A 23,184-nucleotide genomic window follows, 5' to 3' on the forward strand; every position below is an offset into this window, starting at 1 on the left:
AATCTTATGACATCATGAAGAACAACTCCGAATGTGATAGTGATTATAAATAATTTGTATAAAATATTATTTAGGAATGTTTGCATCTCATTGTTTGCTATGGATTATGTAATTTGTGACAAAGATACCACTTCGCTTGAAATTAGGCAAAGTAAGTAAGGTTAATTGTTCTTTTATTTGGTAGTCTTCATGTATTTAATTGGACCGAATATGTCAAACCACATCCATTTCGACTGGACTATAAAGTGCTTGTTGTGTAACAACGCCAACCGTTTGGTGACGAGTCTGTCATCTTGGATGTGAGAATGGCAAATTTTATCCGTTGAAATAGATATGTTCGATCAGGATTTTGGTTCCGATGAAGATTAGGATTAAGCCGCCGATCAGGTCTAATTTGAGATCTATCTTGCGGCTGAAGTGGTTTCCGAAGTAGACTCCGAATGCTGAGAACAAGAATGTGACGATTCCTATTGTCAGGGCTTCCAGTGCAATGCCTGTTTCGATGCAGGCGAGCGATATGCCGACTGCCAGAGCGTCGATGCTTGTCGCAATGCCCAGGCCGCAAAGTGTCTTGTAGCACAGCGGGTTCGTCTTGCAATTTTTTTCTTTTTCTTCCTTTGTGCTTTCGTATATCATTTTACCTCCGAGGTAAAGCAGCAGCAGGAAGGCGATCCAGTGATCGAATGCTGTGATATATTTCTTGAAACTCAGCCCTGCCAGATAACCGGCTATGGTCATCCCGGCCTGGAATCCTCCCATTACGCAACCGATCTTCAGCATGTGGTGATGTTTGTAGTTTTGAATGAGGGCTCCGCCTGCGACAGAAACCGCGAGACTGTCCATCGACAGCCCCACAGCCAGTAACACTATTTCTATAAATGACATATTATATTAAAATATTTCTTCCTTGATGATCATCTCCTATACCTTTCCTTCTTTTTTGGGGGATGCGTGCTTGCGCGTCTAACAACGCTTCTGTACACCTGTTTCAGCAGGTTTATAATTCTGTTTCGATTTTATATTTGTTTCGATTGGGTGAATCCCTCGAAATCAATTCTCCGATGAATCCTGCGAGGAACATTTGTGTTCCGAGGATCATGGCTGTCAGCGAAACATAAAAATAGGGCGAGTTGGTGACCAATGGCCGCAAATCTCCTGTACAGATAGAAATCAGTTTCGCGCCCAGTACGATGACCAGTGCTATGAAACCGATAAAAAACATCACGCTTCCCCATAATCCGAAGAAATGCATCGGTTTCTTGCCGAATTTGGAGGTGAACCAGAGGGTGATCAAGTCCAGATAACCGTTCACGAAACGGTTCAGCCCGAACTTGGTCGTTCCATATTTGCGTGCTTGGTGATGCACCACTTTTTCACCGATCTTGTTGAATCCTGCGATTTTGGCAAGGTAGGGGATGTAGCGGTGCATGTCGTTATAGATTTCTATATTCTTGATGACGATATTCTTGTAGGCTTTGAGTCCACAGTTGAAATCGTGCAGGTTTGTGATGCCGGAGAACTTTCGTGCCGTAGCGTTGAACAACTTGGTCGGGATGGTTTTCGACAACGGGTCGTAGCGTTTTTTCTTCCAGCCCGACACCAGGTCGTAGCCGTCTTCGGTGATCATCCTATACAGTTCGGGAATTTCGTCGGGGCTGTCTTGAAGGTCGGCGTCCATTGTGATGACCACATCTCCTTTTGCCCGTTGGAAACCGCAGTTCAGACCGGGGGATTTACCGTAGTTGCGACGGAACTTGACTGCGTGTACCACTTCCGGATTTTTGCTTTTAAGCGCTTCGATCACCTCCCATGAGTTGTCCGTGCTCCCGTCGTTGATAAAGATTACTTCGTAACTGAAGTTATGTTCTTTCATCACCCGCTCTATCCATGCAAACAGTTCTGGAAGAGATTCGGCTTCATTGTACAATGGTATAACTACTGATATGTCCATTATTTGTTTTTTATATTCTTCTTATTTTTCTTCGGACACCGGGTTTGCTGTTTGTTTGCGGCAAATCAGTGCTGCTACCGGTATGGATAATATGATCCCGTAAAATATATTATTGAAAATACCTTGAATAGCCATGTGGATGGGGGTGATGTTGGTCCGGCTGATGGCTTCGATCATTTCGCTGTTGAAGTCAGCCTCTTTCAGCATAGCTATAGCCTGTGTCATCGTGTTGCTTAGGAAATCGGGCGGAGCGATAAACTGGAAGAATATGAAATGCTCGATCGAAACGATCAGGGCAGCGAAGAAGTACAGCATGATGCCGAATCGCCATGCGTGGAAGAAACTGATGCTTCCTCCTATGTCCTGCCGGTAACGTTTGGTCAGGTAGTAGGCGATGAAAGGAACGGCAAGGCTCAAGCCTTCATAAATAAGGATAAGCGAGGGAATGGAGTACCCGAAGATGAGGAACAGATATTTTATTACCCAATAGATCCCCATAGCCAGGCCATAAGACATCGCACATTTCAGCAGTAAACCTTTATTCTCTTCCATGATAACGCTGTTTTTAATGTTCTCATCAGCAAAATTACTCCTTTTACGAGAATATACAATGCTTAGAATTGACAATTGACAATCGGCAATTGACAATTAACGAACGATTAACAGATAATTAACAATTGAACATAAAAAAAGACAATTGACAATCGCAATTAGATATCTTTCTTAATTGTCAATTGTCAATTGTCCTTTTATTTCGAGCCTCTTGTCGGATTCGAACCAACGACCCCGAGATTACAAATCACGTGCTCTGGCCAACTGAGCTAAAGAGGCAGGTGGGTAAGCTTACTACATCGCGCCGCTACAACCAAGTACCCTTGCTGCGGTCAAGCCCTGGGGGATTCCGAGGGAGCATGCCGTGTAGGACTTACCCGGGTGCAAAAGTAGATATTATTTTTTACAAAGCAAGCGTTTTCTGCCAGTATGGGTGTTATTTATTTGTAAGTGGTTGGAAACCTTTGGCTTTTAGATATGTTAAAAAATATATGCAGGGCGCTTGTGGGGAGGGCTTGTGAGGAAAAACCATTTGTCATTCTGGTAGTGAAAATGCGAAAATGATGTGAAATAGCTATGTTAAAAAATATTACCCTTGCTACTAATTCTGTTTTCCCGCTATTGAAACTCGATTTAGACGGGGTGTTGTGTTATTTTGATAGTAGAAGATTGAAAAGTAGAGCTTGTTTATAAGGAAAGGATATTTCGGATTTATAAATAATCTTGTACCTTTGCGTTCAAATTCAAAAATCAAAAACACTATTTACAATGGGTGGTTTTTTCGGAACTATTTCTAAGTCGGCCTGTTCAACTGATTTATTCTATGGCACCGACTATAATTCTCATCTGGGGACCCGGCGTGGCGGTATGGCTACATACGATAAGGAGGTCGGGTTCACACGTTCGATTCACAATCTGGAAAGTTCTTATTTTCGTACAAAGTTCGAGTCTTCTCTCGATAAGTTTGTGGGAAATGCCGGTATCGGCATTATCAGCGATACGGATGCGCAGCCGATCGTCATCAACTCTCATCTCGGAAAGTTCGCTATCGTGACGGTTGCGAAGATCAATAATGTCGATGAGTTGGAACAGGACTTGCTGAAGGCCAACATGCACTTTTCCGAACTGAGTTCGGGCAAGACGAATCTGACCGAACTTGTGGCGTTGCTGATCACGCAGGGAAAAAACTTTGTCGAAGGAATAGAAAATGTCTATGACCGTATCAAAGGTTCCTGCTCCATGTTGTTGCTTACGGAAGACGGCATCATCGTGGCACGCGACAAGTGGGGACGAACGCCTATTATTATAGGTAAGAAAGAGGGCGCTTTTGCCGCGACGAGCGAATCGAGCAGTTTGCCCAATTTGGATTATGAGATAGACCGATTTGTCGGACCGGGTGAAATCTTGTGCATGCGTGCCGATGGTATCGAGCAGATGCGCCGGCCGAACGAAAAGATGCAGATATGTTCCTTCTTGTGGGTTTATTATGGTTTCCCCGTCTCTTGCTATGAGGGAAGGAATGTCGAGGAAGTCCGTTTCCAATGTGGCTACAAGATGGGAAAGAAAGATGAGAGCAAGGTGGATTGTGTCTGCGGTATTCCCGATTCGGGTGTCGGCATGGCCTTGGGGTATGCCGAAGGAAAAGGAGCGCCTTACCATCGGGCTATCGCCAAATACACGCCGACCTGGCCGCGCAGCTTCACTCCGGCCAACCAGGAAATGCGTTCGCTCGTGGCCAAGATGAAACTGATTCCCAACCGGGCCATGCTGGAAGGCAAGCGTATCCTGTTTTGTGACGACTCGATCGTACGTGGGACACAGCTTCGCGACAACGTGAAAATTCTGTATGACTACGGAGCAAAAGAGGTGCATATGCGTATTGCCTGTCCGCCCCTTATCTACGGTTGCCCATTTATCGGCTTTACTTCGTCGAAGAGCGACCTTGAACTGATCACCCGCCGGATCATCAAAGAACTGGAAGGAGACGAGAACAAGAACCTGGAGAAATATGCGACAACCGATTCGCCTGAATATCAAAAAATGGTGCAGATCATTGCCGAACGTTTCGGCCTGAGCTCGTTAAAGTTCAATACGCTGGAGACGCTCATCGAAGCGATCGGTTTGCCGAAATGCAAAGTCTGTACGCATTGTTTCGACGGAAGCAGTTGTTTCTAAAGAGATGTGACCGGATGATATAAGGAAAATCATGTGCAGAAATGCACATGATTTTTTTGTTGTTAATGACACTTTGTTTACTTTTATGGCTTGTAACATTAATGATAAGCTTATGACAGTAACAGATAGATTTTTGAAGTACGTGACGTTCGACACCGAGTCGAGCGAAACGACAGGCGTGACCCCCAGTACGCCGGGACAGCGCGTGTTTGCCGAAGCATTGGTGAAAGAGTTGGAAGAGGTCGGATTGGAAGATATCACCCTCGACGACAAGAGCTACCTGATGGCTACCCTGCCGGCCAATACGGCAAAGGAAGTTCCGACGATCGGCTTTATCGCCCATTTGGATACCAGTCCCGATATGTCGGGCAAGGATGTCAAGCCCCGTATCGTGAACTATAAGGGAGGCGATATCGTGTTGTGTGCCGAAGAGAACGTGGTGCTCTCGCCGCTCATGTTTCCCGAACTGAACGATTATAAGGAACAGGACATCATCGTGGCCAACGGCAAGACTTTGCTGGGAGCAGACGATAAAGGGGGAGTGGCCGCTATCATCGCCGCCATGAAATACCTGAAAGATCATCCGGAGATCGAACACGGCAAGATCCGTATCGGGTTTACGCCCGATGAAGAGATAGGAGCCGGAGCCGACTATTTCGATGTCGAAAAGTTCGGTTGCGAATGGGCCTATACGATCGACGGCGGGCAGATCGGCGAGTTGGAATACGAGAACTTCAATGCTGCCGGAGCCAAAGTCGTTTTCAAAGGGCTGAACGTGCATCCGGGATATGCCAAAGACAAGATGCTGAACGCATCGTTGCTGGCGGTGGAGTTTGCCTCCTGGCTGCCTGTCGCACAGCGTCCCGAACATACGTCCGGCTATGAAGGCTTTTTCCACCTGACCGGCATGAGCGGAACGGTCGAAGAGGCTTCCCTTTCCTATATTATACGCGACCATGTGCGCACTGCTTTCGAACAGAAGAAGGAGCTGTTGCGCGAGTTGGTGAAACGCATGAACGAGATGCATCCGGGCAGCACGACGCTCGAAATGCGCGACCAGTATTACAATATGCGTGAAGTGGTCGAACCGAAGAAGTTTATCGTGGACCTGGCGTTCGATGCTATGAAGGAAGCCGGTGTCACGCCTTTGGTGAAACCGATCCGCGGAGGGACGGACGGCGCTCGCCTGTCTTTCATGGGACTGCCTTGCCCGAATATCTTCGCCGGCGGGTTGAACTTCCACGGCCGTTATGAGTTCCTGCCGGTCAAGTCGCTTGAAAAGAGCATGGAGACGGTCGTTAAAATAGCAGAATTGTTAGTCAAAGGAAATTATAAATCATAAATCACAAATCATAAATCATGAAAACAACTCCGTTTACCGACGTGCACATCGCACTCGGTGCCAAAATGCATGAATTTGCAGGTTTCAACATGCCGATCGAGTATACCGGTATTATCGACGAACACATGACCGTAGTGAACGGTGTAGGCGTGTTCGATGTTTCCCACATGGGCGAGTTCTGGGTAAAAGGCCCGAACGCCCTGGCATTCATCCAGAGCATCACCTCGAACGACGCTTCCGTGTTGCCGATCGGCAAGGCTCAATATACTTGCTTCCCGAATGACAAGGGCGGTATCGTGGACGACCTGTTGGTCTATCATTATGAACCGGAAAAATACCTGTTGGTCGTCAATGCAGGCAATATCGCCAAAGACTGGGACTGGTGCGTAAGCCATAACACGGTAGGGGCGGAACTGGAGAACTCTTCCGACCGTACTGCACAGCTGGCTGTCCAGGGTCCGAAAGCCATCGAGGTTTTGCAACGTCTGACTCCGGTCGACCTGTCTTCCATCCCTTACTATTCGTTTGTGACAGGCGAGTTTGCCGGTTGCAAGAACGTCATCATCTCCAATACGGGATATACCGGAGCCGGAGGTTTCGAACTTTATTTCTATCCGGAAGAGGCCATGACGATCTGGAACGCCATCTTCGAAGCCGGCAAGCCCGAAGGTATCAAACCGATCGGCCTGGGGGCACGCGACACGTTGCGTCTGGAAATGGGCTTCTGCCTGTACGGCAACGACCTCGACGACACTACTTCGCCGATCGAAGCCGGTCTGGGATGGATCACCAAGTTTGCCGAAGGCAAGAACTTCACCAACCGTGCCGAACTGGAACGTCAGAAGAAAGAAGGCGTTAGCCGCAAGTTGTGCGCTTTCGAACTGGTCGACAAAGGTATTCCCCGCCACGGCTACGAAATCGTAGATGCCGCAGACAACATCATCGGGGTGGTGACATCCGGAACCATGTCGCCTGTCTTGAAAAAAGGTATCGGTATGGGATATGTGAAACCTGAATTTGCGAAAGTCGGGACCGAAATCTTTATCAAAGTCCGGAATCGCAATCTGAAAGCCCAGGTCGTAAAAGCACCGTTCCGCAAGTAAGACGAGATAGATAGGAAAACCCATAGGGTTAGGAGGTGTAAAGCATAGCTTTAGCCACCGTAACCCTATGGGTTTTGTCGTGCTTCGGATTTTGTTGTGATTATAGTGGGGGAAATGGGAGATGTTTTGTAAGTTTGCATCCCGAATAAAAAAGAGGATATTTCTATGTTGAATTTTCTGAAAAACTGGACATTGCCCGTTGCGATGCTTGCCGGAGCATTGGGGTATTTTGCTTTTGCCAATTTCGCTTTTCTGGAGCCGACAAAACCGTTCATGAATTCTTTTATCGCCTACCTGACTCCCGCTCTTATTTTTGCGCAACTATTGCTGACTTTCTGTAAAGTGCAACCGCACGAACTGCTGCCTTCTCCCTGGCATGGATGGTTGCTGTTGTTCCAGCTTGTTTCGGCTTCTCTGGTGGCCTCTTTGTTGATATTTGTGCATATGGATGGCGCCTACAAGGAGGTTTTCGAGGGTGCGATGGTCTGCCTGATCTGCCCGACGGCTACGGCAGCGGCTGTTATCACCGGCAAGTTGGGAGGGAGCGCGTCCAGCCTGACGACTTACACGTTGTTGTCGAACATCCTGGCGGCGGTAATCGTCCCGCTGATGTTCCCGTTGGTAGAACCCCATGCCGATATAACCTTTATGGCTGCTTTCCTGAAGATATTGAGTAAGGTGTTCCCCTTGCTGCTCTGTCCGTTTTTCCTGGCGATGCTGTTTCGCTATTTCCTACCGAGGCTGCATCATTATCTGTTGGGTTTCCGCGATCTTGCCTTCTATCTCTGGGGTGTCGCGCTTGCCATCGTGACGGCGCAGACCGTGAAGTCTCTTGCCGAAAGCAGTGCTCCGGCAGGAGTGGAGATGCTGATAGCCTTAGCCGGGTTCGTCACCTGCGCCATCCAGTTCTATTTGGGCAAAAGGATCGGGACCCGCTATTCCGACCGCATCAGTGCCGGGCAGGCCCTCGGCCAGAAAAACACCGTACTCGCCATCTGGATGGCCTATACCTATCTGGACCCTCTTTCATCGGTCGGCCCCGGATCATACGTCCTGTGGCAAAACATTTTTAACAGCTACCAGCTTTGGAAAAAGAGGAGGAATGAAATAAAATAATGAAAGTAAGATAATATGTATGGCGAAAAATGCCTTCTAATACAAATGTTATATGCTTATATTTCATTATCAATATACTTTATAACCCTACATGGGTTTCCTACGGCAACACAATTATCAGGAATAGAACGAGTGACAACGCTTCCGGCTCCGATAACACTGTTTTTACCAATAGTTACGCCCGGTAAAACAATGCTTCCTCCTCCAATCCATGCGCCATCACAAATTTTTATAGGTAACGCATACGTTTTGCAGATTCCTGTCTTTATCTCCTCATCATTCATTATCCTTTCGTGCACTTTCGTTGAATGGGTAGCGGTATATAGCTGCACATTGGAGGCTATCAGTACGTTATTGCCGATTTCAATGATATTGTTATCTACAAATGTGCAATTCATGTTGATGACTACCTGATTGCCAACAAAAATATGTTTCCCGTATTCACAGTGGAAATCAATATCTAAATGAACATTTTCACCTATTTTACCGAATAATTTCTGTAAGATGTTTCTTTTCAGTTCTACATCAGCATAATCCGTATTGTTCAATTCTTTTAGTAATCTTTTAGCATTCAATGCCATTGTTGCCAATTCCTTATCACCACCATTGAATACTTCTCCTGCCAAACATTTTTCCAATTCTGTTTTCATGTCTTAGTATTTTAATAAAAATAGTTCATTGCTTTCCATAAAGTGTGAGTTTTTGTCTACAAAATAAAACATTTGGGTTTACAGTAAATTTACCCTATGTTAAAAAAAGCCTTTCTTATCCTGCTTAACGATTGTTGTGTCATACCTAAGAAGGATGCGATATATCCTAAGTTGGCCCGTTGGAAAAGAGTGGGATATTCTTGCACAAAATGTTCATACCGTTCTTTGGCAGACCAGTTCAACCTGCGGATATGAGTATCTTGCAGTTTGAGGAAGTTCTCCTGTTGGAGAACTCTCATCCAATTGGCTATATCGATGTTTGATTTATACAGGACGTTTAATGTTTCTATGGAGATGGAATAAACCAATGTATCTTCCAGAGTCTCTACATATTCAAATCCGGCTTTGTTCCTGTACAAATCCCATGAGCCGCAGGTGACATCACCTTCCAAAGAGAACCATGTGGTTATTTCTTTTCCGTTATGCAGGATGTATGAGCGTGTCATGCCTTTTTCTATGAAATAAATATGCTTGTCTAAATGGTTGGCTTGTACAATAATGGTTTTGGCAGGGAACAACTGTGGTCTCAGATTCTCTTTTAAGAGGTTTAATGAATCATCCTGCATCGGATAATATTCTTTTATTTTTCTGATTATATTGTTCATTGTTGGTGACTTTTATTTGAATATTATCATTGGACTTGTAGCCAGCCCGTTAGTTTAGCAAAATAATCACCCCTGAACCGATGACCATGATTATTGCACCCAGCAATTTCTTTTTGATATTCTGTTCTTTGAATATCCGATATCCTAAGATGATGCTTACTAAGGTGGATAATTGGAATAGAGCCAAAGCATATCCGACATTCATGTGCGAGAAGACATAGTTTGTCGTGTATTGCATGGTTCCGATGCATAGGACCAAACAACCGTATGCCGGCAAATGATGGCATTTTATCTGTTTCAGTTCTTTCAGAAAACGAACTTTGAAAAAGAAAAGAAGTATAAAAGAGAAAAACGTCCCGAACCAGCACCAAAAGAAAAAAGAAACCATGGTAGAGGAATAAAGAATGACTTTCTTTATAAATATAGCTTCGATGGCTGTCAATACCATTGCCGCGATACGATACTGTATATCCTTGTTTTTTAATAGTCTCCAGGAGAAACGCTCTTGCATTGTGTCTAATACGAAGTAGCTGCCGTAAATAATTAGGATGATGCCGGCTATACCCCAGATATTGGGAATTTCGTGCAGGAAAACAATACCGACTAAAATGCCTACTACCGATTTGTAGGAATTGATCGGTCCTAAAATCGAAAGGTCTCCGCCCTGTAGCGCTTTGACTAAAAAACCATTGCCTATTGCACCGAACACTCCGGCAATGATTCCGTAATACCAGCTTAGTTCAGATACCTGTCCCCAATCTTGCCTCCATGCCGGAACGATACAAAGAATGCTCAATATGAAAAAAGTCAGGAAATTGACCAGCAGCGGATGGTTTTGTTGTTCGGTCAATTTCTTCTGAAAAACATTTCCTATCGGATTGGATAGGATACGCAGAATGAGTGAGAAGGCTGTTGCTAACATTTGTCCATTAGATGCATTAGAATAAAATATAGTTTTTCGGTTAAAGACATTTCTGTCAGCCGTGAGTCGGGGCCAGCAGAAGTTCATAGTCTATGACGTCCAGCCAACGGTCGAACTTCAAGCCTACCTTTTTGAAGCGGGAGACTTGTTTGAACCCAAGTCTTTCATGCAAGATGTTACTGGCTTCGTTCCCCTCCGTGATGCAGGCTATCAAAGCGCAATAGCCATTTTCGCGACATGCTTCAATCAGTTTTTGCATCAGGAGCGTGCCGATCCCTTTTCCGGTATGCCCGGAAGACAGATAAACGGTCGTTTCCAGCGTATAGCGGTAGGCAGCACGCTCTTTCCATGTATGGGCATAACAATAACCGACGATTTTCTTGTCCTCCTCATAAACGAAATAAGGGAAAGATGAAGATATTTCAGTAATCCGGGTGCGCATTTCTTCTTCCTGTACCGGTTCCGTGTCGAAAGTCGCTACGCTATGCACTACATATTCATTATAAATATCCGCGATCGCCTTCGCATCCTGAAGTTTCACCTGTCTGACCATATCTTTATTATCTTGTATTCTTGTCGCAAAAATAATGTATTGGAAGGAAAATAATCCCTATTTTTGTAAAATAATTAATATAGGTATGAGATTAAGCAACGAATGGTTTACTGCTCTTTCGGAGAATGAATCCGGACAACTGGTCACCGTTTCCGGTCGTGATGAATTAACTGAATTTATTCAGTCGGGCAAGTTCAAAGAGCGGGTGGAAATCACCTGGAAATATGAAGGTGACGACAAAGGAATGCCTTCCGAAACGCTTGCCGAAAAGATGGAAGAGGTACAGGAAGTTTTGCGTAAGGCAATGGAAAAGGACAAACTCTCGATTCTGACCGGTGTTTATACCGGAGGCGGAGAGAGGGTATGGGTATATTATACCCGGACTGTCCGCGTCTTTGGCGAACGGTTGAACGAAGCTCTGGCCCCGTTTGAAATGTTGCCGCTCTCTATCTATACGGAGGTAGACCCCGAATGGGAGGAATATTTGGATATGTACGAGATGAAAGAATGGGCCATTGAATGAGATTTCGCCCGTACGGAAAAGATAAAAAACAGCCTTGTTCCCGCGCTTGACACAGGAACAAGGCTGTTTCCACAATAACACAGTGGCTTTTGGAGGTAAGCCGAATATTATTGTTTTAATAAATAAGATTTGAAACTTTCGAAGTCCTTGTCCATCCCGACGCTTTGTTTTTCTCCTTGCATGAAGGCTTTCAGTTTGGCGGGGATTTCGATGTCGGCCTCCAGTATTTTGTCTACCGTCCCTTTGAACTTCGCCGGATGGGCGGTTTCAAGGAACAGGCCTGTTTCGTTTGGGGACAGCCCGCTTTCTATCAATGCCTGATAGCCGCAAGCACCGTGCGGGTCCAATATGTAACCGGTCTCGTCGTACACCTGCTTCATGGTAGTCCCGATCTCTTCGTCCGTGAAACGGTAACCACTGATCAGTTGGCAGATTTCCGCATGCGGGTTACCGTTCTTGCCGTACAAGTCCAGGATACGGGCGAAGTTACTCGGATCGCCGACATCCATCGCATTGGCAATGGTCGGGACGGAAGGGCGCGGCGTGTAGACACCCGTACGGAGATATTCCAGGAATACATCGTTGCGGTTGTTGGCTGCCACGAAGCGTTTGATCGGCAACCCCATCCGGTGGGCGAACAATCCGGCTGTGATATTGCCGAAGTTCCCACTGGGGACGGATACGACCAGTTCGTCCGCTTTGCCCGCCTTGTCCAGTTGGGCATACGCGTTGAAGTAGTAGAATGATTGCGGAAGGAAACGCGCCACATTGATAGAGTTGGCAGAGGTCAGTTTCATGTGGCGGTTCAACTCTTCGTCCATGAAGGCTGACTTGACCAATGCCTGGCAGTCGTCGAATGTCCCGTCTACTTCCAGTGCCGTGATGTTTTGTCCGAGCGTGGTGAACTGGCATTCCTGGATCGGGCTAACTTTCCCTTTCGGATAGAGTACATATACGTGAATGCCCGGTACGCCGAGAAAACCGTTTGCAACGGCACTCCCCGTATCTCCGGATGTGGCCACTAATACGTTCACCTGTTTCAAGCCCTCTTTCTGGATGAAATAACCTAACAGGCGGGCCATGAAGCGCCCTCCAACATCCTTAAAAGCCAAAGTCGGGCCGTGGAATAGTTCAAGGCTGTAGATATTGTCGCGTACGGGGACGACCGGTGTCTCGAACGAGAGCGTGTCCCGGACGATCGCATCGAGCGTTTCCGGCTCTATATCTTCCCCGAAGAAAGCCCGTGCTACCGTACAGGCGATTTCATGGAACGATTTGTTTTTGAGATCGGAAATCACATCTTTGTCCAAAGGCCGGATGTGTTCCGGCATATATAACCCTTTGTCACCTGCAAGACCTTTTACGACGGCTTCTTCCAGTGAGGCAAGCGGTGCTTGCTTGTTCGTGCTGTAATAGTTCATACTAATTCTTTTATAAATTCGTCTTTCTCTAATATGCCGTATTTCCCTTCCAGTACGGAGAACTCGTCGAAACGTGTCACGCCGTCAGGCTCTTGTCCCGGTTTATAGATGAGGAATGGGACGGGAATGTTCGTATGCGTGCGGATGGCACAAGGAGTCGGATGGTCGGGTAGGACGGCAATCGCCACCGGCTCATCCCATTTCTGCAACTCTTCGAAGATAATGCCGATGGCTCGTTTGTCCAGATCCTCGATGGTCCGGATTTTCAGATCGACATCCCCTTCGTGTCCGGCTTCGTCGCTGGCTTCGACATGCAGGTAGACAAAATCGTTTGTCTTCAATGCTTCGAGAGCGGCATGCGCCTTTCCTTCATAGTTCGTGTCGTAGAGCCCGGTAGCACCTTCCACATCGATCACCTTCAATCCGGCATATACGCCTATGCCCCGTATCAGATCGACGGCCGAGATGACGGCCCCCTGCTTGAAGCCATACATTTCCTGCATGGTCTGCATAGCCGGACGATATCCCGGCGACCAGGGCCATATGCTGTTTGCCGGGTCTTTCCCGATGGCGATACGCCGGCGGTTGACGGGGTGGTCTTTCAGTATCTCCTGCGATTTCAGGATCAGGTCGTTCAGCAGCTCGGCCGTTTCTTGTGCTTCGGGGACTTCCGGCTTGATCATCAAGGGGCGGAAGGGATGGAGAGGCACATCGTGCGGGGGAGTGCAATCCAGGCGTTTGTCGCCTCCTTTCACCACTAACAGATGGCGGTAAGACACACCGGTATAGAAATGTATGCGGTCGGACCCAAACTGTTCGTTCAGAAAGCAGATCAGTTCATTTGCTTCTTCCGTGGTGATATGGCCGGATGAATGGTTCTTCAGAATGTCGCCTTCCACGCAGACCAGGTTACAGCGCATGGCCATTTCACCCGGTTTCAGGTCATATCCGATGCTGGCCGCTTCCAGCACGCCCCGCCCTTCGTAGACGGTCGGGAGGTCGTAACCTAATACGGCCATATTCGCCACTTCACTTCCAGGATGGAAACCGTCGGCAACGGTCTTCATACGTCCGGTAACCCCCATTTCGGCCAGTTTGTCCATATAGGGAGTGTCCGCATACTGCATCGGGGTCTTGCCGCCCAAAGCTTCTATCGGCTCGTCGGCCATACCGTCTCCCAAGATGATTATACTTTTCATATCAGTCTTTCATAATTGTCAATTATCAATTGACAATTGTTTAACGGATGTTAGCAATCGAAATAATATCAGCGAAGACTCCGGCTGCCGTAACATCGGCTCCGGCTCCATATCCTTTGATGATCATAGGATACTCATGGTAGCGTTCGGTAGAGATCATGATGATGTTGTTGCTGCCTTCCAGTTCGTAGAACGGATGGTGTGCATCAACCTCCTGCAAACCGACCTCGCAGGCTCCGTTTTCCATCTTGGCGACGAAACGGAAATGCTTGTCTTCTGCTTCTAGTTGTTGGCGCTTTTCTTCAAACTGGGCGTCCAGTCCCTGTATGTTGCGCCAGAAATCATCCAGCGAACCTTCGAAATAGTTTTCGGGAATGAAAAGGTTGCGCTTCACATCTTCCTGCTCCACTTTGTAACCGGCTTCGCGTGCCAGGATCACCAGTTTGCGGATCACATCCTTGCCGCTCAGGTCGATACGGGGGTCCGGTTCGGAATATCCTTCTTCTTTTGCCATCATGATCGCTTTGCTGAAAGGAATGTCCGCGCTCAATGTGTTGAAGATATAGTTGAGTGTACCGGAAAGGACAGCCTCCAGTTTCAAGATATGGTCGCCGCTGTTGATCAGGTCGTTCATCGTGTTGATGATCGGCAGTCCGGCTCCGACATTTGTTTCGAACAGGAACTTGATGCCACGGTGGCGGGCCGTTTCTTTCAGTTTGATATAGTTTTCGTATGAAGAGGATGCGGCGATCTTGTTTGCCGCAACGACTGATACGTTGTTGTTCAGTAATGTTTCGTATAGATCGGAGACTGCCTGGTTAGCCGTGCAATCCACGAACACCGAGTTAAAGATATTCATCTTCAGAATCTCTTCTTTCAGATGTTCGGGCGAACTTTCTTGTCCGTTCTTTTTCAGTTCGTCGATGCAGGTTTCCAGTTTCAGCCCTTCACGGCAGAAGATGGCATGCTTGCTGTTGGCTATGCCGACTACATTCAGCTTCAGCCCGTTCTGCTGCATCAGCTTCGGTTGCTGGATGCGGATCTGTTCCAACAAATTGCCACCGACTGTGCCGACACCTGCGATGAAAAGGTTTAACACCTTGTATTGGGAGAGAAAAAAGGAATCGTGGATGGAGTTCAATGCTTTACGCAGGTACTTCAGTTTGATGACGAACGAAATGTTCGTTTCGGATGCACCTTGTGCACAGGCGATCACGCTGATACCTGCGCTACCCAATGTTCCGAATAGCCTGCCAGCAATACCGGGAGTGCGCTTCATGTTTTCGCCTACGATAGCGACGGTTGCCAGATCCTTTTCCGCTACCGTGTCGCTCATGTCGCCTTGGGCGCGTTCAAGTGCGAACTCTTCGTCCAGGACTTTGACCGCCAGGTCGGCGTCTGCATTTCGGACGGCAAACGTCGTATTGTTTTCCGAACTGGCCTGCGACACCATAAACACACTGATGCCGTTCTTGGCCAATGTTTTGAAAATACGGTAGTTGACACCGATAACCCCCACCATGCCCAAACCTTGTACCGTAATCAGGCAGGTGTCGTTGATAGACGAGATACCTTTGATGATCGCTTTGCTGTCATCCGGTACACGTTCTTTGGAGATATAAGTACCCCTTGCTGTCGGGTTGAAGGTATTCAGGATGCGGATCGGTATGTTTTTGTGGTAGACCGGGTAGATTGTAGGAGGATAAATCACCTTTGCCCCGAAGTTACACAGCTCCATCGCTTCCGTAAAGGTCAGCCGGTCGATGACGTAGGCCGAACTGATCACACGCGGGTCGGCTGTCATGAAGCCGTCCACATCCGTCCAGATCTCCAGCCGGCGTGCACCTAAAGCCGTTGCCAGGATGGAGGCGGTATAGTCGGAACCTCCTCGTCCGAGGTTGGTCACTTCCCCTTCCTTGCTGGAAGAGATGAAACCGGGTACCAGCGATACTTTGGGTAACGGGTTGAATGTTTCTTCGATCAGCTTGTTTGTTGATTCGAAATCAACGATATGCTTGTTGAATTGTTTGACCGTCTTGATGAATTTGCGCGAGTCGAACAGTTTGGCATCGTTTATCACATTCGAAACGATCAGCGAGGAGATACGCTCGCCGTAGCTGACGATCGTGTCGGAAGTCTTGGCAGACAGGTCGTTGATGAGATACACACCTTTGTAAATATTACCCAGTTCGTCGAGCAAAGCCATCACTTGCTTCTGCACTTCGATCCGCTTTGTTTGGTCGGGAATAACACCTTGTATGACGTCGAGATGGCGGGTTACGATTTCGGAAAACTCTCTTTCGTAGGCTACATCTCCGTTTGCCGCCATCGAGGCTGTCTTCAGCAGTTTGTCCGTGATCCCCCCTAAGGCGGATACTACAACGATTACAGGCTCTTCAATAGCCTCTACTATCTTCTTTACACTCAGAATGCTATCCACGGAACCTACGGATGTTCCGCCGAATTTCAATACTTTCATCGATATGTATTTGTTTAGTCGACAATCGGAAATCGACAATCGGCAGTTTATAAACAGAACTGCATGCCGGTTTGAGAATGTCAGTTATTTACTAATAATTATTGATTGATTTGAAAAAAAACGCAAGTGCAATGTGAGAATTGCAACAAAGCGGGACGTGGTCTCCGCACTTGTTTGTTTGTATATGCTAAACCCCCCAAGGGGTCATTGTCAGTGCCCAGGTATGATATGTGAAACCTGTTAATGTCATTTGCGATTTTTCTTGTGTTTATATTTACGTCGGCAATATTACGCATTATTTTTCAAATGCAAGCATTTTTTTAAGTAAAAGTTGAAATCTGACAGATAAAAGTTCAATCTGACGGCAAAACGAAGGTGCTATGTTAAAATTCCAGATACCAGGGAGGAAACGTGACTGCTGATGTATTTTACTGCATTGTGCAAAACTTCCCGGCTGTATTATTGCCTGTTCGTGGATAATGCGTACATTTGATGAATCATATAACAAATAAAAAACATTAACTATGAAAAAAGAAGAATCAGATCTGAAAATCATGGAAGAGATGGAAAGAAGAGAGTTGCAGGATAGGTATATCCGTTTCGATTGGGCTATCAAGCGTTTATTGCGCCAGAAAGCCAACTTTGGCGTGCTTGAAGGTTTCCTGACTGTTATGATAGGCGAAGAGGTCAAGATATTGGAAATCCTCGAAAGCGAAGGCAACCAGACGGCTTTCGACGATAAATTCAACCGTGTCGATGTCAAGGCTTTGAACAGCAAAGGCGAAATCATCATCGTAGAAGTCCAGAACACCCGCGAACTGTATTATCTCGAACGTATCCTCTACGGTGTTGCTAAAGCTATCACCGAACATATATCTTTGGGCGAGAGTTACCAGAAAGTGAAGAAGGTATATTCCATCAGCATCCTTTATTTCGACCTCGGTGTCGGGACGGACTATTTCTATCACGGGCAGAATCACTTCATCGGTGTTCACACCGGAGATCAGTTACGTATCAACACACGCGATCGCGACGCTGTCATCCCCCGCCTACCGGCCGAAATCTTTCCCGAATACATATTGATCCGCGTGAACGAGTTCGACAAGGTAGCGAGTACTCCGCTCGACGAATGGATCGAATACCTGAAAGATGGTACAATTCGTCCGGACACGACTGTCCCTGGCCTTCGCGAAGCCCGTGAGAAATTGAAATACGACTCCATGACCCGTGGAGAACGCTATGCCTATGAAGAACATCTCACCAATGTTGTGATCCTGGAAGACGCTATTGAGAATGCCAAATGGGAAGGCCTTACCGAAGGAAAGGCTGAAGGACTCGCCGAGGGGGAAACGAAAGCCATGCGCCAAGCTGCTACCAACATGAAGCAGATGGGGATGGATGCCGTCGCTATTTCAAACTGCACCGGTCTGACGGCCGATGAGATCGAAAAACTATAGGCAGGACGTTCCTCTGCATGGTTTTGTTGATTGACCGGTTACGTGTTCTGTTCCCGGTCCATATCTTCCCGGCTTTTGCTCTGTGTCACGAGATAAACACCTATGAAGACCAGGATCGCCGACAGGAATTTCTGCCAAGAAAGAGTGTCTTGCCCGATCATGACGGCGATGAACGAGGCGACGATCGGTTGCACATAGTTGTACATGCTGACTGTTGTCGGGCGGATTCGCTTCAACGACATCGGGATGAGTAGATAGGGGAGGAACGTCGCCCCGAAGAGGACGTAGAAGATCGCGCTTAATTCTGTAAAATCCAACGTTTCACGGTGGAAAGCGGGAGCATCGAGCACATGCCGGAAGGTGAAAGGAACCAATGTCAGCGTTGTGAACAAGAACATCCACTTCATCATTGTGACCGATGAATAGCGCAGGGAAAGCGGTTTCGACAGAACCAGGTAGATGGCGTACATCAACCCGCTGACAATCATCATCACGTCACCGTCGAGACTGCTGATACTGTCCGTGGCATGTGTAGAATTGAAGACAAGCAACAGACCGCCGCTGACTCCCATGAACACCCCGAATGATTTTTTTCGGGTGATCGGCTCCTTCAGTATGACGGCCGCCAACAGCAGAACGAAGATCGGCACGGCGGTGGCGATGATGGAGGCATCGACAGGAGAAGAACGGTTCAGCCCGACGATGAACAACCCTTGATTGATTCCCACCCCACAAAGAGCACAGACAAAAAGCATCCCTAAGTCTTTCAACGGCACTTTCTCTTTTACCGTGAAGAGAGACACGATCCAGAACATCACGCAGGCGAAAGCCATGCGCATGATCGTAAGACCTTCGGGGGGAACGTGTGCCGGCAGCAGATATTTGGATATCGGCATGTTGACGGCAAACAGGATGTTGGTTATCAATATCAGGATGTGACCTTTCAGTTTCTCGCTGTTCATGATAGATGTTCTTATTTATAACGTTCTTTTTCTTTGATAAATCCGTTGCGGAACGCATAAAGGAGTTTTTCCAGATCATGGATCTGCTGTTGCAGGTCCACTCCCTTGTCTGTATCCTTGACCATCTGGCGATGGGAGTTCAGCTCCACGACGATGGTGGTGGAGCGGATGTCCTTGCCTTCCTTGATGGCCTGGTCGGCCGACAGGAATGGTTCGTGTTGCACGAGTTGGAAGCCACGCGAATGGTAGACCAAGGTATAACCGGCAATGCCTGTCTCCGGGTGGTAGGCCTTGGAGAAGCCTCCGTCAATGACAAGCAGTTTGCCGTTCGCTTTGATCGGATTCTCACCTTGGATGGAGCGTACGGGGACATGCCCGTTGATGATGTGGCGGTGCTGGCCGGTGACGCCGAATTCGTCTAACAGCATGTCGCAGACTGATTCTTCTTCCCTGAGGGAATAGTAGGCGCCTTTTTCTTCCTTCTGTACCGATTTGTCGTCAATGAAGCAACGTTCGAAAGTCGCCATCCGGCTCTTGTCGAAAAGAGGAGAGTCCTTGCCTTCCCAGAGGTACCAGATGTAGTCCATTGCAAAGTCCTTCTCCGGACTGTCGTCGGCATCGAAATAGGCGGTACGTACCAACTGGTCTGCTTTGTCCAGCAGACTTTTGCCTTTATATTCCGTCCCTTCGATTCTGACAGCCTTGAGTGTTCCGTCCGGGTTCATCGGGACGGAGGCGTGGAAGAGCAAGTTGGAGTTGCAGACTTGGTACATGCTGCCATGCGTGAACAGGCAGCGCATATGCTTTTTCAGTTTCTCGCTGCATTCGAACGAATGTTTGATACGTCGCATCAGTTCTTCCTCCTCGATGGAGAGGGCATAGGGATCTTTAGCGTTGAGGGTCGGCCAGTTTTTGTCTTTCAACTCATATTCCTTTCCTTCAATGCGGATCGTCCCATGGCGGAGGTCGATGTGGTGGAGCAACAGACGGTCGTCCATCCCGAATTCCGGACGGCGGCGGATGATCTCGCCCTCCACTTTGAACTGTATGATTGTAATCGCCTTGTGCATGCGGGCGATCAGTTGGGTTGTCTTTTCGTCGAAAGTCACATCCGATGCGTTCGTGCGCGGGATGAACAGTTCGCAGGGATCATCTCCATAGACTTCCATTGCGAATGTCGCCAGGGGCAGGAGGTTGATGCCGTAGCCGTCTTCCAAAGTCGCCAGGTTGCCGTAGCGCATGCACATGCGGATCACGTTGGCGATGCTACCCGCATTGCCGGCAGCGGCTCCCATCCAGAGGATGTCATGGTTACCCCACTGGATATCGAAGTTATGGTAGTCGCAAAGTGTGTCCATGATGATGTGGGCACCCGGTCCACGGTCGTAGATGTCACCGATGATGTGCAGCAGATCGATTGTCAGGCGTTGGATCAGGTTACACATGGCGATGATGAAGTCGTTTGAGCGGCCGGTCGAGATGATCGTGTTGATGATTTGGTCTACATAAGCAGATTTGTTCGGCTCGTCGCTCGACTCGTGAAGCAGTTCCTGGATGATATAGGAGAACTCCTTCGGCAAGGCCTTACGCACTTTTGAACGCGTATATTTGGACGATACGTTCCGGCATACGCGCACCAGTTGGTTCAGGGTGATCAGATACCAGTCGTCCAGGTCTTTTTCGTACTGCCGGATCAGTTCCAGTTTCTGTTCCGGGTAGTAGATCAGCGTGCACAGTTCCTTCTTTTCGAAATCGCGCAGCGTGTTGCTGAATATCTCGTTTACTTTACGTTTGATCGCACCGGAGGCATTCTTTAGCACATGGTTGAAAGCTTGGTACTCACCGTGAATGTCGGACAGGAAATGCTCCGTCCCTTTCGGCAGGTTCAGGATGGCCTCCAGGTTGATGATTTCCGTACAGGCATCTGCCACCGTCGGAAAGCTGCGTGCCAACAGCGTCAGGTAGCGCAGGTCGTTTAATACATGTTCTGCTGTTATATCTTTAGTCATACACTATTTTTTTGTCAATCGATTGAAACGTCTCCAAAGTAACAGTCCGAGTGTGGTCAGACTGATCGGAAAGCCACACCAAACACCGATGGCTCCCCAGCCGAAGGTGAATCCGCACAGGTAACCGATGGGGAGTGCCAGCCCGAAGTGGCAGAAGAAAGCCATATAGGCCATGTATTTGACATCAGAGATGCCGCGCAGGGCGTTGGCGAAGAGGATTTGCAGCCCGTCGCCTGCCTGGTACAGGATTATTGACCAGGCGAGCAGGGCGACCAGTTCGACCACCTCTTTTTCCGGTGTGATGATATATCCCATATTGTTGCGGAAGATAAAGATCAAGAGGACTACGATGGTTGCCGTTCCCATGACCAGATGCAACCCGGCAAAGGATGCGTGCCGTATGGCAGGCCAGTCGTTCCACCCTCGGAAGTTGCTTACCCGTATGGCGACCGCTGCTGCTATGCCGTAATAGACCATGAAGCCGAGCGTGGTGATCACGCCTGCTACCTGGTGGGCGGCAAGAGCTGTGCTTCCCAGCCAACCCATCATGATGACGCTTAGGCTGAATGAACCAGTCTCGACTCCCATCTGAAAGCCGACCGGCAAACCGAGGCGGGCCAGATTGCCTATGCTTGTCCGGTTGATTGTCCCTTTCTTGAATCCTTCTCTGTAAAGTTTGTAACGGGAATGTCGGGTAAACAGGATGCAGAATATGACGAATGTCAGGATGCGGCTGGCGAGCGTCGAGATGCCGGCGCCGGTAAGCCCCAATTCGGGACATCCGAAGTTGCCGTATATCAATAGGTAGTTCCCGATGATGTTGAGCACGTTAGCTCCTAACATGACGCACATCGGGGTGACCGTGTCTGTCGTGCCGTCGCTGAACTGTTTGAACGAGTTGAACAACATGGTGAAGATAACCGAAAAAAGCTGCAATATGTAGTAGGGTACGATATAGGGCATCAGCTCTTCCGGCTGTTTCAGGATGTGGATGTTCAAGAGCAGTACCAACATGCAGAGACTGAGCGTCAGCCCCACGGCAAAATTGATGCAAAGGCTGTTTTTCAGTGTCTCACCCGCCTTGGCATATTCTTTTCGCGCAAAATAGCCTCCGATGATGGGCGTCAGCCCGTAGGAGAATCCCATTCCTGCAATAAACACAAGGTTGAAGAAGTTGTTGACGAAGGATGCGGCAGCCAGCTCTGCCGTGCTGTGATGCCCAACCATGATGTTGTCGGCGAAGCCTACAATAATAATGCCCAGCTGTCCCAACATGATCGGGACACCCAGGCGTATCGTTTCTTTGTAATGTTTCTTGTATACCGAAAACTGCATCATTCCAAAACCTCTACCGACTTGATTACTATATTTTCCATCGGGCGGTCTTGTTTGTTGGTCTTTACTTGTTGAATTGCGTCTACCACGTCCAGACCTTCCACCACTTCGCCATATACGGTGTATTGATTGTCGAGGAAGGGCACGCCGCCGATCGTCTTGTAGGTTTCACGCAGTTCGGCGGGCATCTTCGTCTCGTCTTTCCGTTTTTCGGCCTCCAGTTCGGTCTTGCCGATCAGAGTGTCGCGGAGCACAGCGAGCTCTTCTTTGTTGCCGCTGCGGTAGAGCTCCATGATCTTGGGCTTGTTTTCCGTCTGGAGGCGGCTGAAGATGGCTTGTTTCAGACGCCCCTCCAATTGCTTTTCCATCTGGCCAAGTTCGGCTTCCGAATATTTCTTACCCGTGACGATATAAAACTGCGAGGCTGACGATGCTTTTTCAGGATTCACTTCGTCTCCGGTACGTGCGGCACACAGGGCGCCTTTTTTATGGAAATATTTGGGATAGTTGAACTCCGCCGGAACGGTATAGCCCAAGTCTCCGGCTCCTAACGGCTTGTTCATCGGGGCATCTTTGGATGTTACGTCGCCACCTTGTACCATAAAGTCTTTGATGACGCGGTGGAACAGCAGGCCGTCGTATTGTCCGGCTTTCGCCAGCTTGATGAAATTGTCGCGGTGTTGCGGAGTATCGTTGTATAATTTGATTTTTATCTTTCCGAGCGTGGTGTCCATCACCACTGATGTTTCTTTCGTTTCCATTCTTTGTTG

The 23,184-nt window shown here is 48.0% G+C and carries 20 protein-coding genes and 1 tRNA gene; 6 read left to right on the plus strand and 15 right to left on the minus strand.

Annotated features, from left to right (window positions below; translation table 11 throughout):
• Positions 1 to 315 precede the first annotated feature (315 nt).
• From BQ9893_RS05285 to BQ9893_RS05300, 4 genes are all read right to left on the minus strand, one after another.
• Positions 316 to 885, minus strand: a complete 570-nt coding sequence (locus tag BQ9893_RS05285; protein ID WP_075965050.1) for a manganese efflux pump MntP — start codon at positions 883 to 885, stop codon at positions 316 to 318.
• Positions 886 to 997: 112 nt separating this feature from the next.
• Complete coding sequence (locus BQ9893_RS05290; protein ID WP_075965051.1) at positions 998 to 1,951, minus strand: glycosyltransferase; 954 nt, start codon at positions 1,949 to 1,951, stop codon at positions 998 to 1,000.
• A gap of 21 nt (positions 1,952 to 1,972) precedes the next feature.
• Entirely contained in the window at positions 1,973 to 2,503 is a 531-nt protein-coding gene (locus tag BQ9893_RS05295; protein ID WP_075965052.1) for a DUF4199 domain-containing protein, read from the minus strand.
• Between the two features lie 205 nt (positions 2,504 to 2,708).
• Positions 2,709 to 2,782, minus strand: a tRNA-Thr gene (locus BQ9893_RS05300).
• 489 nt (positions 2,783 to 3,271) lie between these two features.
• On the opposite strand from BQ9893_RS05300, the gene BQ9893_RS05305 reads away from it, so the two are divergent.
• From BQ9893_RS05305 to BQ9893_RS05320, 4 genes are all read left to right on the plus strand, one after another.
• Positions 3,272 to 4,678, plus strand: a complete 1,407-nt coding sequence (locus tag BQ9893_RS05305) for an amidophosphoribosyltransferase (RefSeq protein ID WP_075965053.1) — start codon at positions 3,272 to 3,274, stop codon at positions 4,676 to 4,678.
• A 112-nt stretch (positions 4,679 to 4,790) separates the two neighbouring features.
• Complete coding sequence (gene pepT / locus BQ9893_RS05310) at positions 4,791 to 6,020, plus strand: peptidase T (RefSeq protein ID WP_075965426.1); 1,230 nt, start codon at positions 4,791 to 4,793, stop codon at positions 6,018 to 6,020.
• Positions 6,021 to 6,037: 17 nt separating this feature from the next.
• Entirely contained in the window at positions 6,038 to 7,123 is a 1,086-nt protein-coding gene (gene gcvT / locus BQ9893_RS05315; protein ID WP_075965054.1) for a glycine cleavage system aminomethyltransferase GcvT, read from the plus strand.
• Between the two features lie 165 nt (positions 7,124 to 7,288).
• On the plus strand, positions 7,289 to 8,239 hold the full coding sequence (locus tag BQ9893_RS05320; protein ID WP_075965055.1) for a transporter: 951 nt from the start codon (positions 7,289 to 7,291) through the stop codon (positions 8,237 to 8,239).
• 56 nt (positions 8,240 to 8,295) lie between these two features.
• On the opposite strand, the gene BQ9893_RS05325 is transcribed toward BQ9893_RS05320, so the two are convergent.
• From BQ9893_RS05325 to BQ9893_RS05340, 4 genes are all read right to left on the minus strand, one after another.
• On the minus strand, positions 8,296 to 8,889 hold the full coding sequence (locus tag BQ9893_RS05325; protein ID WP_075965056.1) for a sugar O-acetyltransferase: 594 nt from the start codon (positions 8,887 to 8,889) through the stop codon (positions 8,296 to 8,298).
• Positions 8,890 to 8,978: 89 nt separating this feature from the next.
• Positions 8,979 to 9,554, minus strand: a complete 576-nt coding sequence (locus tag BQ9893_RS05330) for a Crp/Fnr family transcriptional regulator (RefSeq protein ID WP_075965057.1) — start codon at positions 9,552 to 9,554, stop codon at positions 8,979 to 8,981.
• A 49-nt stretch (positions 9,555 to 9,603) separates the two neighbouring features.
• Entirely contained in the window at positions 9,604 to 10,476 is an 873-nt protein-coding gene (locus BQ9893_RS05335) for an EamA family transporter (protein ID WP_075965058.1), read from the minus strand.
• A 55-nt stretch (positions 10,477 to 10,531) separates the two neighbouring features.
• Positions 10,532 to 11,029, minus strand: a complete 498-nt coding sequence (locus BQ9893_RS05340) for a GNAT family N-acetyltransferase (protein WP_075965059.1) — start codon at positions 11,027 to 11,029, stop codon at positions 10,532 to 10,534.
• A gap of 85 nt (positions 11,030 to 11,114) precedes the next feature.
• Here BQ9893_RS05340 and BQ9893_RS05345 point away from each other — a divergent pair, with 85 nt between their 5' ends.
• On the plus strand, positions 11,115 to 11,552 hold the full coding sequence (locus BQ9893_RS05345; protein ID WP_075965427.1) for a DUF695 domain-containing protein: 438 nt from the start codon (positions 11,115 to 11,117) through the stop codon (positions 11,550 to 11,552).
• Between the two features lie 107 nt (positions 11,553 to 11,659).
• Here the strand turns inward: BQ9893_RS05345 and thrC are convergent, their stop codons facing one another.
• The 3 genes from thrC to thrA are packed head-to-tail and all read right to left on the minus strand — an operon-like array spanning position 11,660 to position 16,651.
• Positions 11,660 to 12,973: a threonine synthase gene (gene thrC, locus BQ9893_RS05350; RefSeq protein ID WP_075965060.1), complete on the minus strand. Its 1,314-nt coding sequence runs from the start codon at positions 12,971 to 12,973 to the stop codon at positions 11,660 to 11,662.
• A complete protein-coding gene (locus tag BQ9893_RS05355; RefSeq protein WP_075965061.1) occupies positions 12,970 to 14,172 on the minus strand; it encodes a cofactor-independent phosphoglycerate mutase in 1,203 nt (400 codons plus the stop codon). Before BQ9893_RS05355 ends, thrC begins: the two co-directional genes overlap by 4 nt.
• Positions 14,173 to 14,212: 40 nt before the next feature.
• Positions 14,213 to 16,651, minus strand: a complete 2,439-nt coding sequence (thrA, locus tag BQ9893_RS05360; protein ID WP_075965062.1) for a bifunctional aspartate kinase/homoserine dehydrogenase I — start codon at positions 16,649 to 16,651, stop codon at positions 14,213 to 14,215.
• Positions 16,652 to 17,175: 524 nt separating this feature from the next.
• Here thrA and BQ9893_RS05365 point away from each other — a divergent pair.
• Positions 17,176 to 18,108, plus strand: a complete 933-nt coding sequence (locus BQ9893_RS05365; RefSeq protein WP_075965063.1) for an Rpn family recombination-promoting nuclease/putative transposase — start codon at positions 17,176 to 17,178, stop codon at positions 18,106 to 18,108.
• A 38-nt stretch (positions 18,109 to 18,146) separates the two neighbouring features.
• Here the strand turns inward: BQ9893_RS05365 and BQ9893_RS05370 are convergent, their stop codons facing one another.
• The 4 genes from BQ9893_RS05370 to BQ9893_RS05385 are packed head-to-tail and all read right to left on the minus strand — an operon-like array spanning position 18,147 to position 23,175.
• Positions 18,147 to 19,070 (minus strand): DMT family transporter, encoded by a 924-nt coding sequence (locus BQ9893_RS05370; protein WP_075965064.1) that lies wholly within the window; start codon positions 19,068 to 19,070, stop codon positions 18,147 to 18,149.
• An 11-nt stretch (positions 19,071 to 19,081) separates the two neighbouring features.
• Positions 19,082 to 21,079 (minus strand): fructose-1,6-bisphosphatase, encoded by a 1,998-nt coding sequence (locus BQ9893_RS05375; protein WP_075965065.1) that lies wholly within the window; start codon positions 21,077 to 21,079, stop codon positions 19,082 to 19,084.
• Positions 21,080 to 21,082: 3 nt separating this feature from the next.
• Positions 21,083 to 22,417, minus strand: coding sequence for an MATE family efflux transporter (locus tag BQ9893_RS05380; protein ID WP_075965066.1), 1,335 nt, complete (start codon positions 22,415 to 22,417; stop codon positions 21,083 to 21,085).
• The gene (locus tag BQ9893_RS05385) at positions 22,414 to 23,175 is read right to left on the minus strand and encodes a peptidylprolyl isomerase (protein WP_075965067.1); all 762 of its coding nucleotides are present in this window, start codon (positions 23,173 to 23,175) and stop codon (positions 22,414 to 22,416) included. Before BQ9893_RS05385 ends, BQ9893_RS05380 begins: the two co-directional genes overlap by 4 nt.
• Positions 23,176 to 23,184 lie beyond the last annotated feature (9 nt).

This window comes from Parabacteroides massiliensis (genome assembly GCF_900155425.1).
Classification (GTDB): domain Bacteria; phylum Bacteroidota; class Bacteroidia; order Bacteroidales; family Tannerellaceae; genus Parabacteroides; species Parabacteroides massiliensis.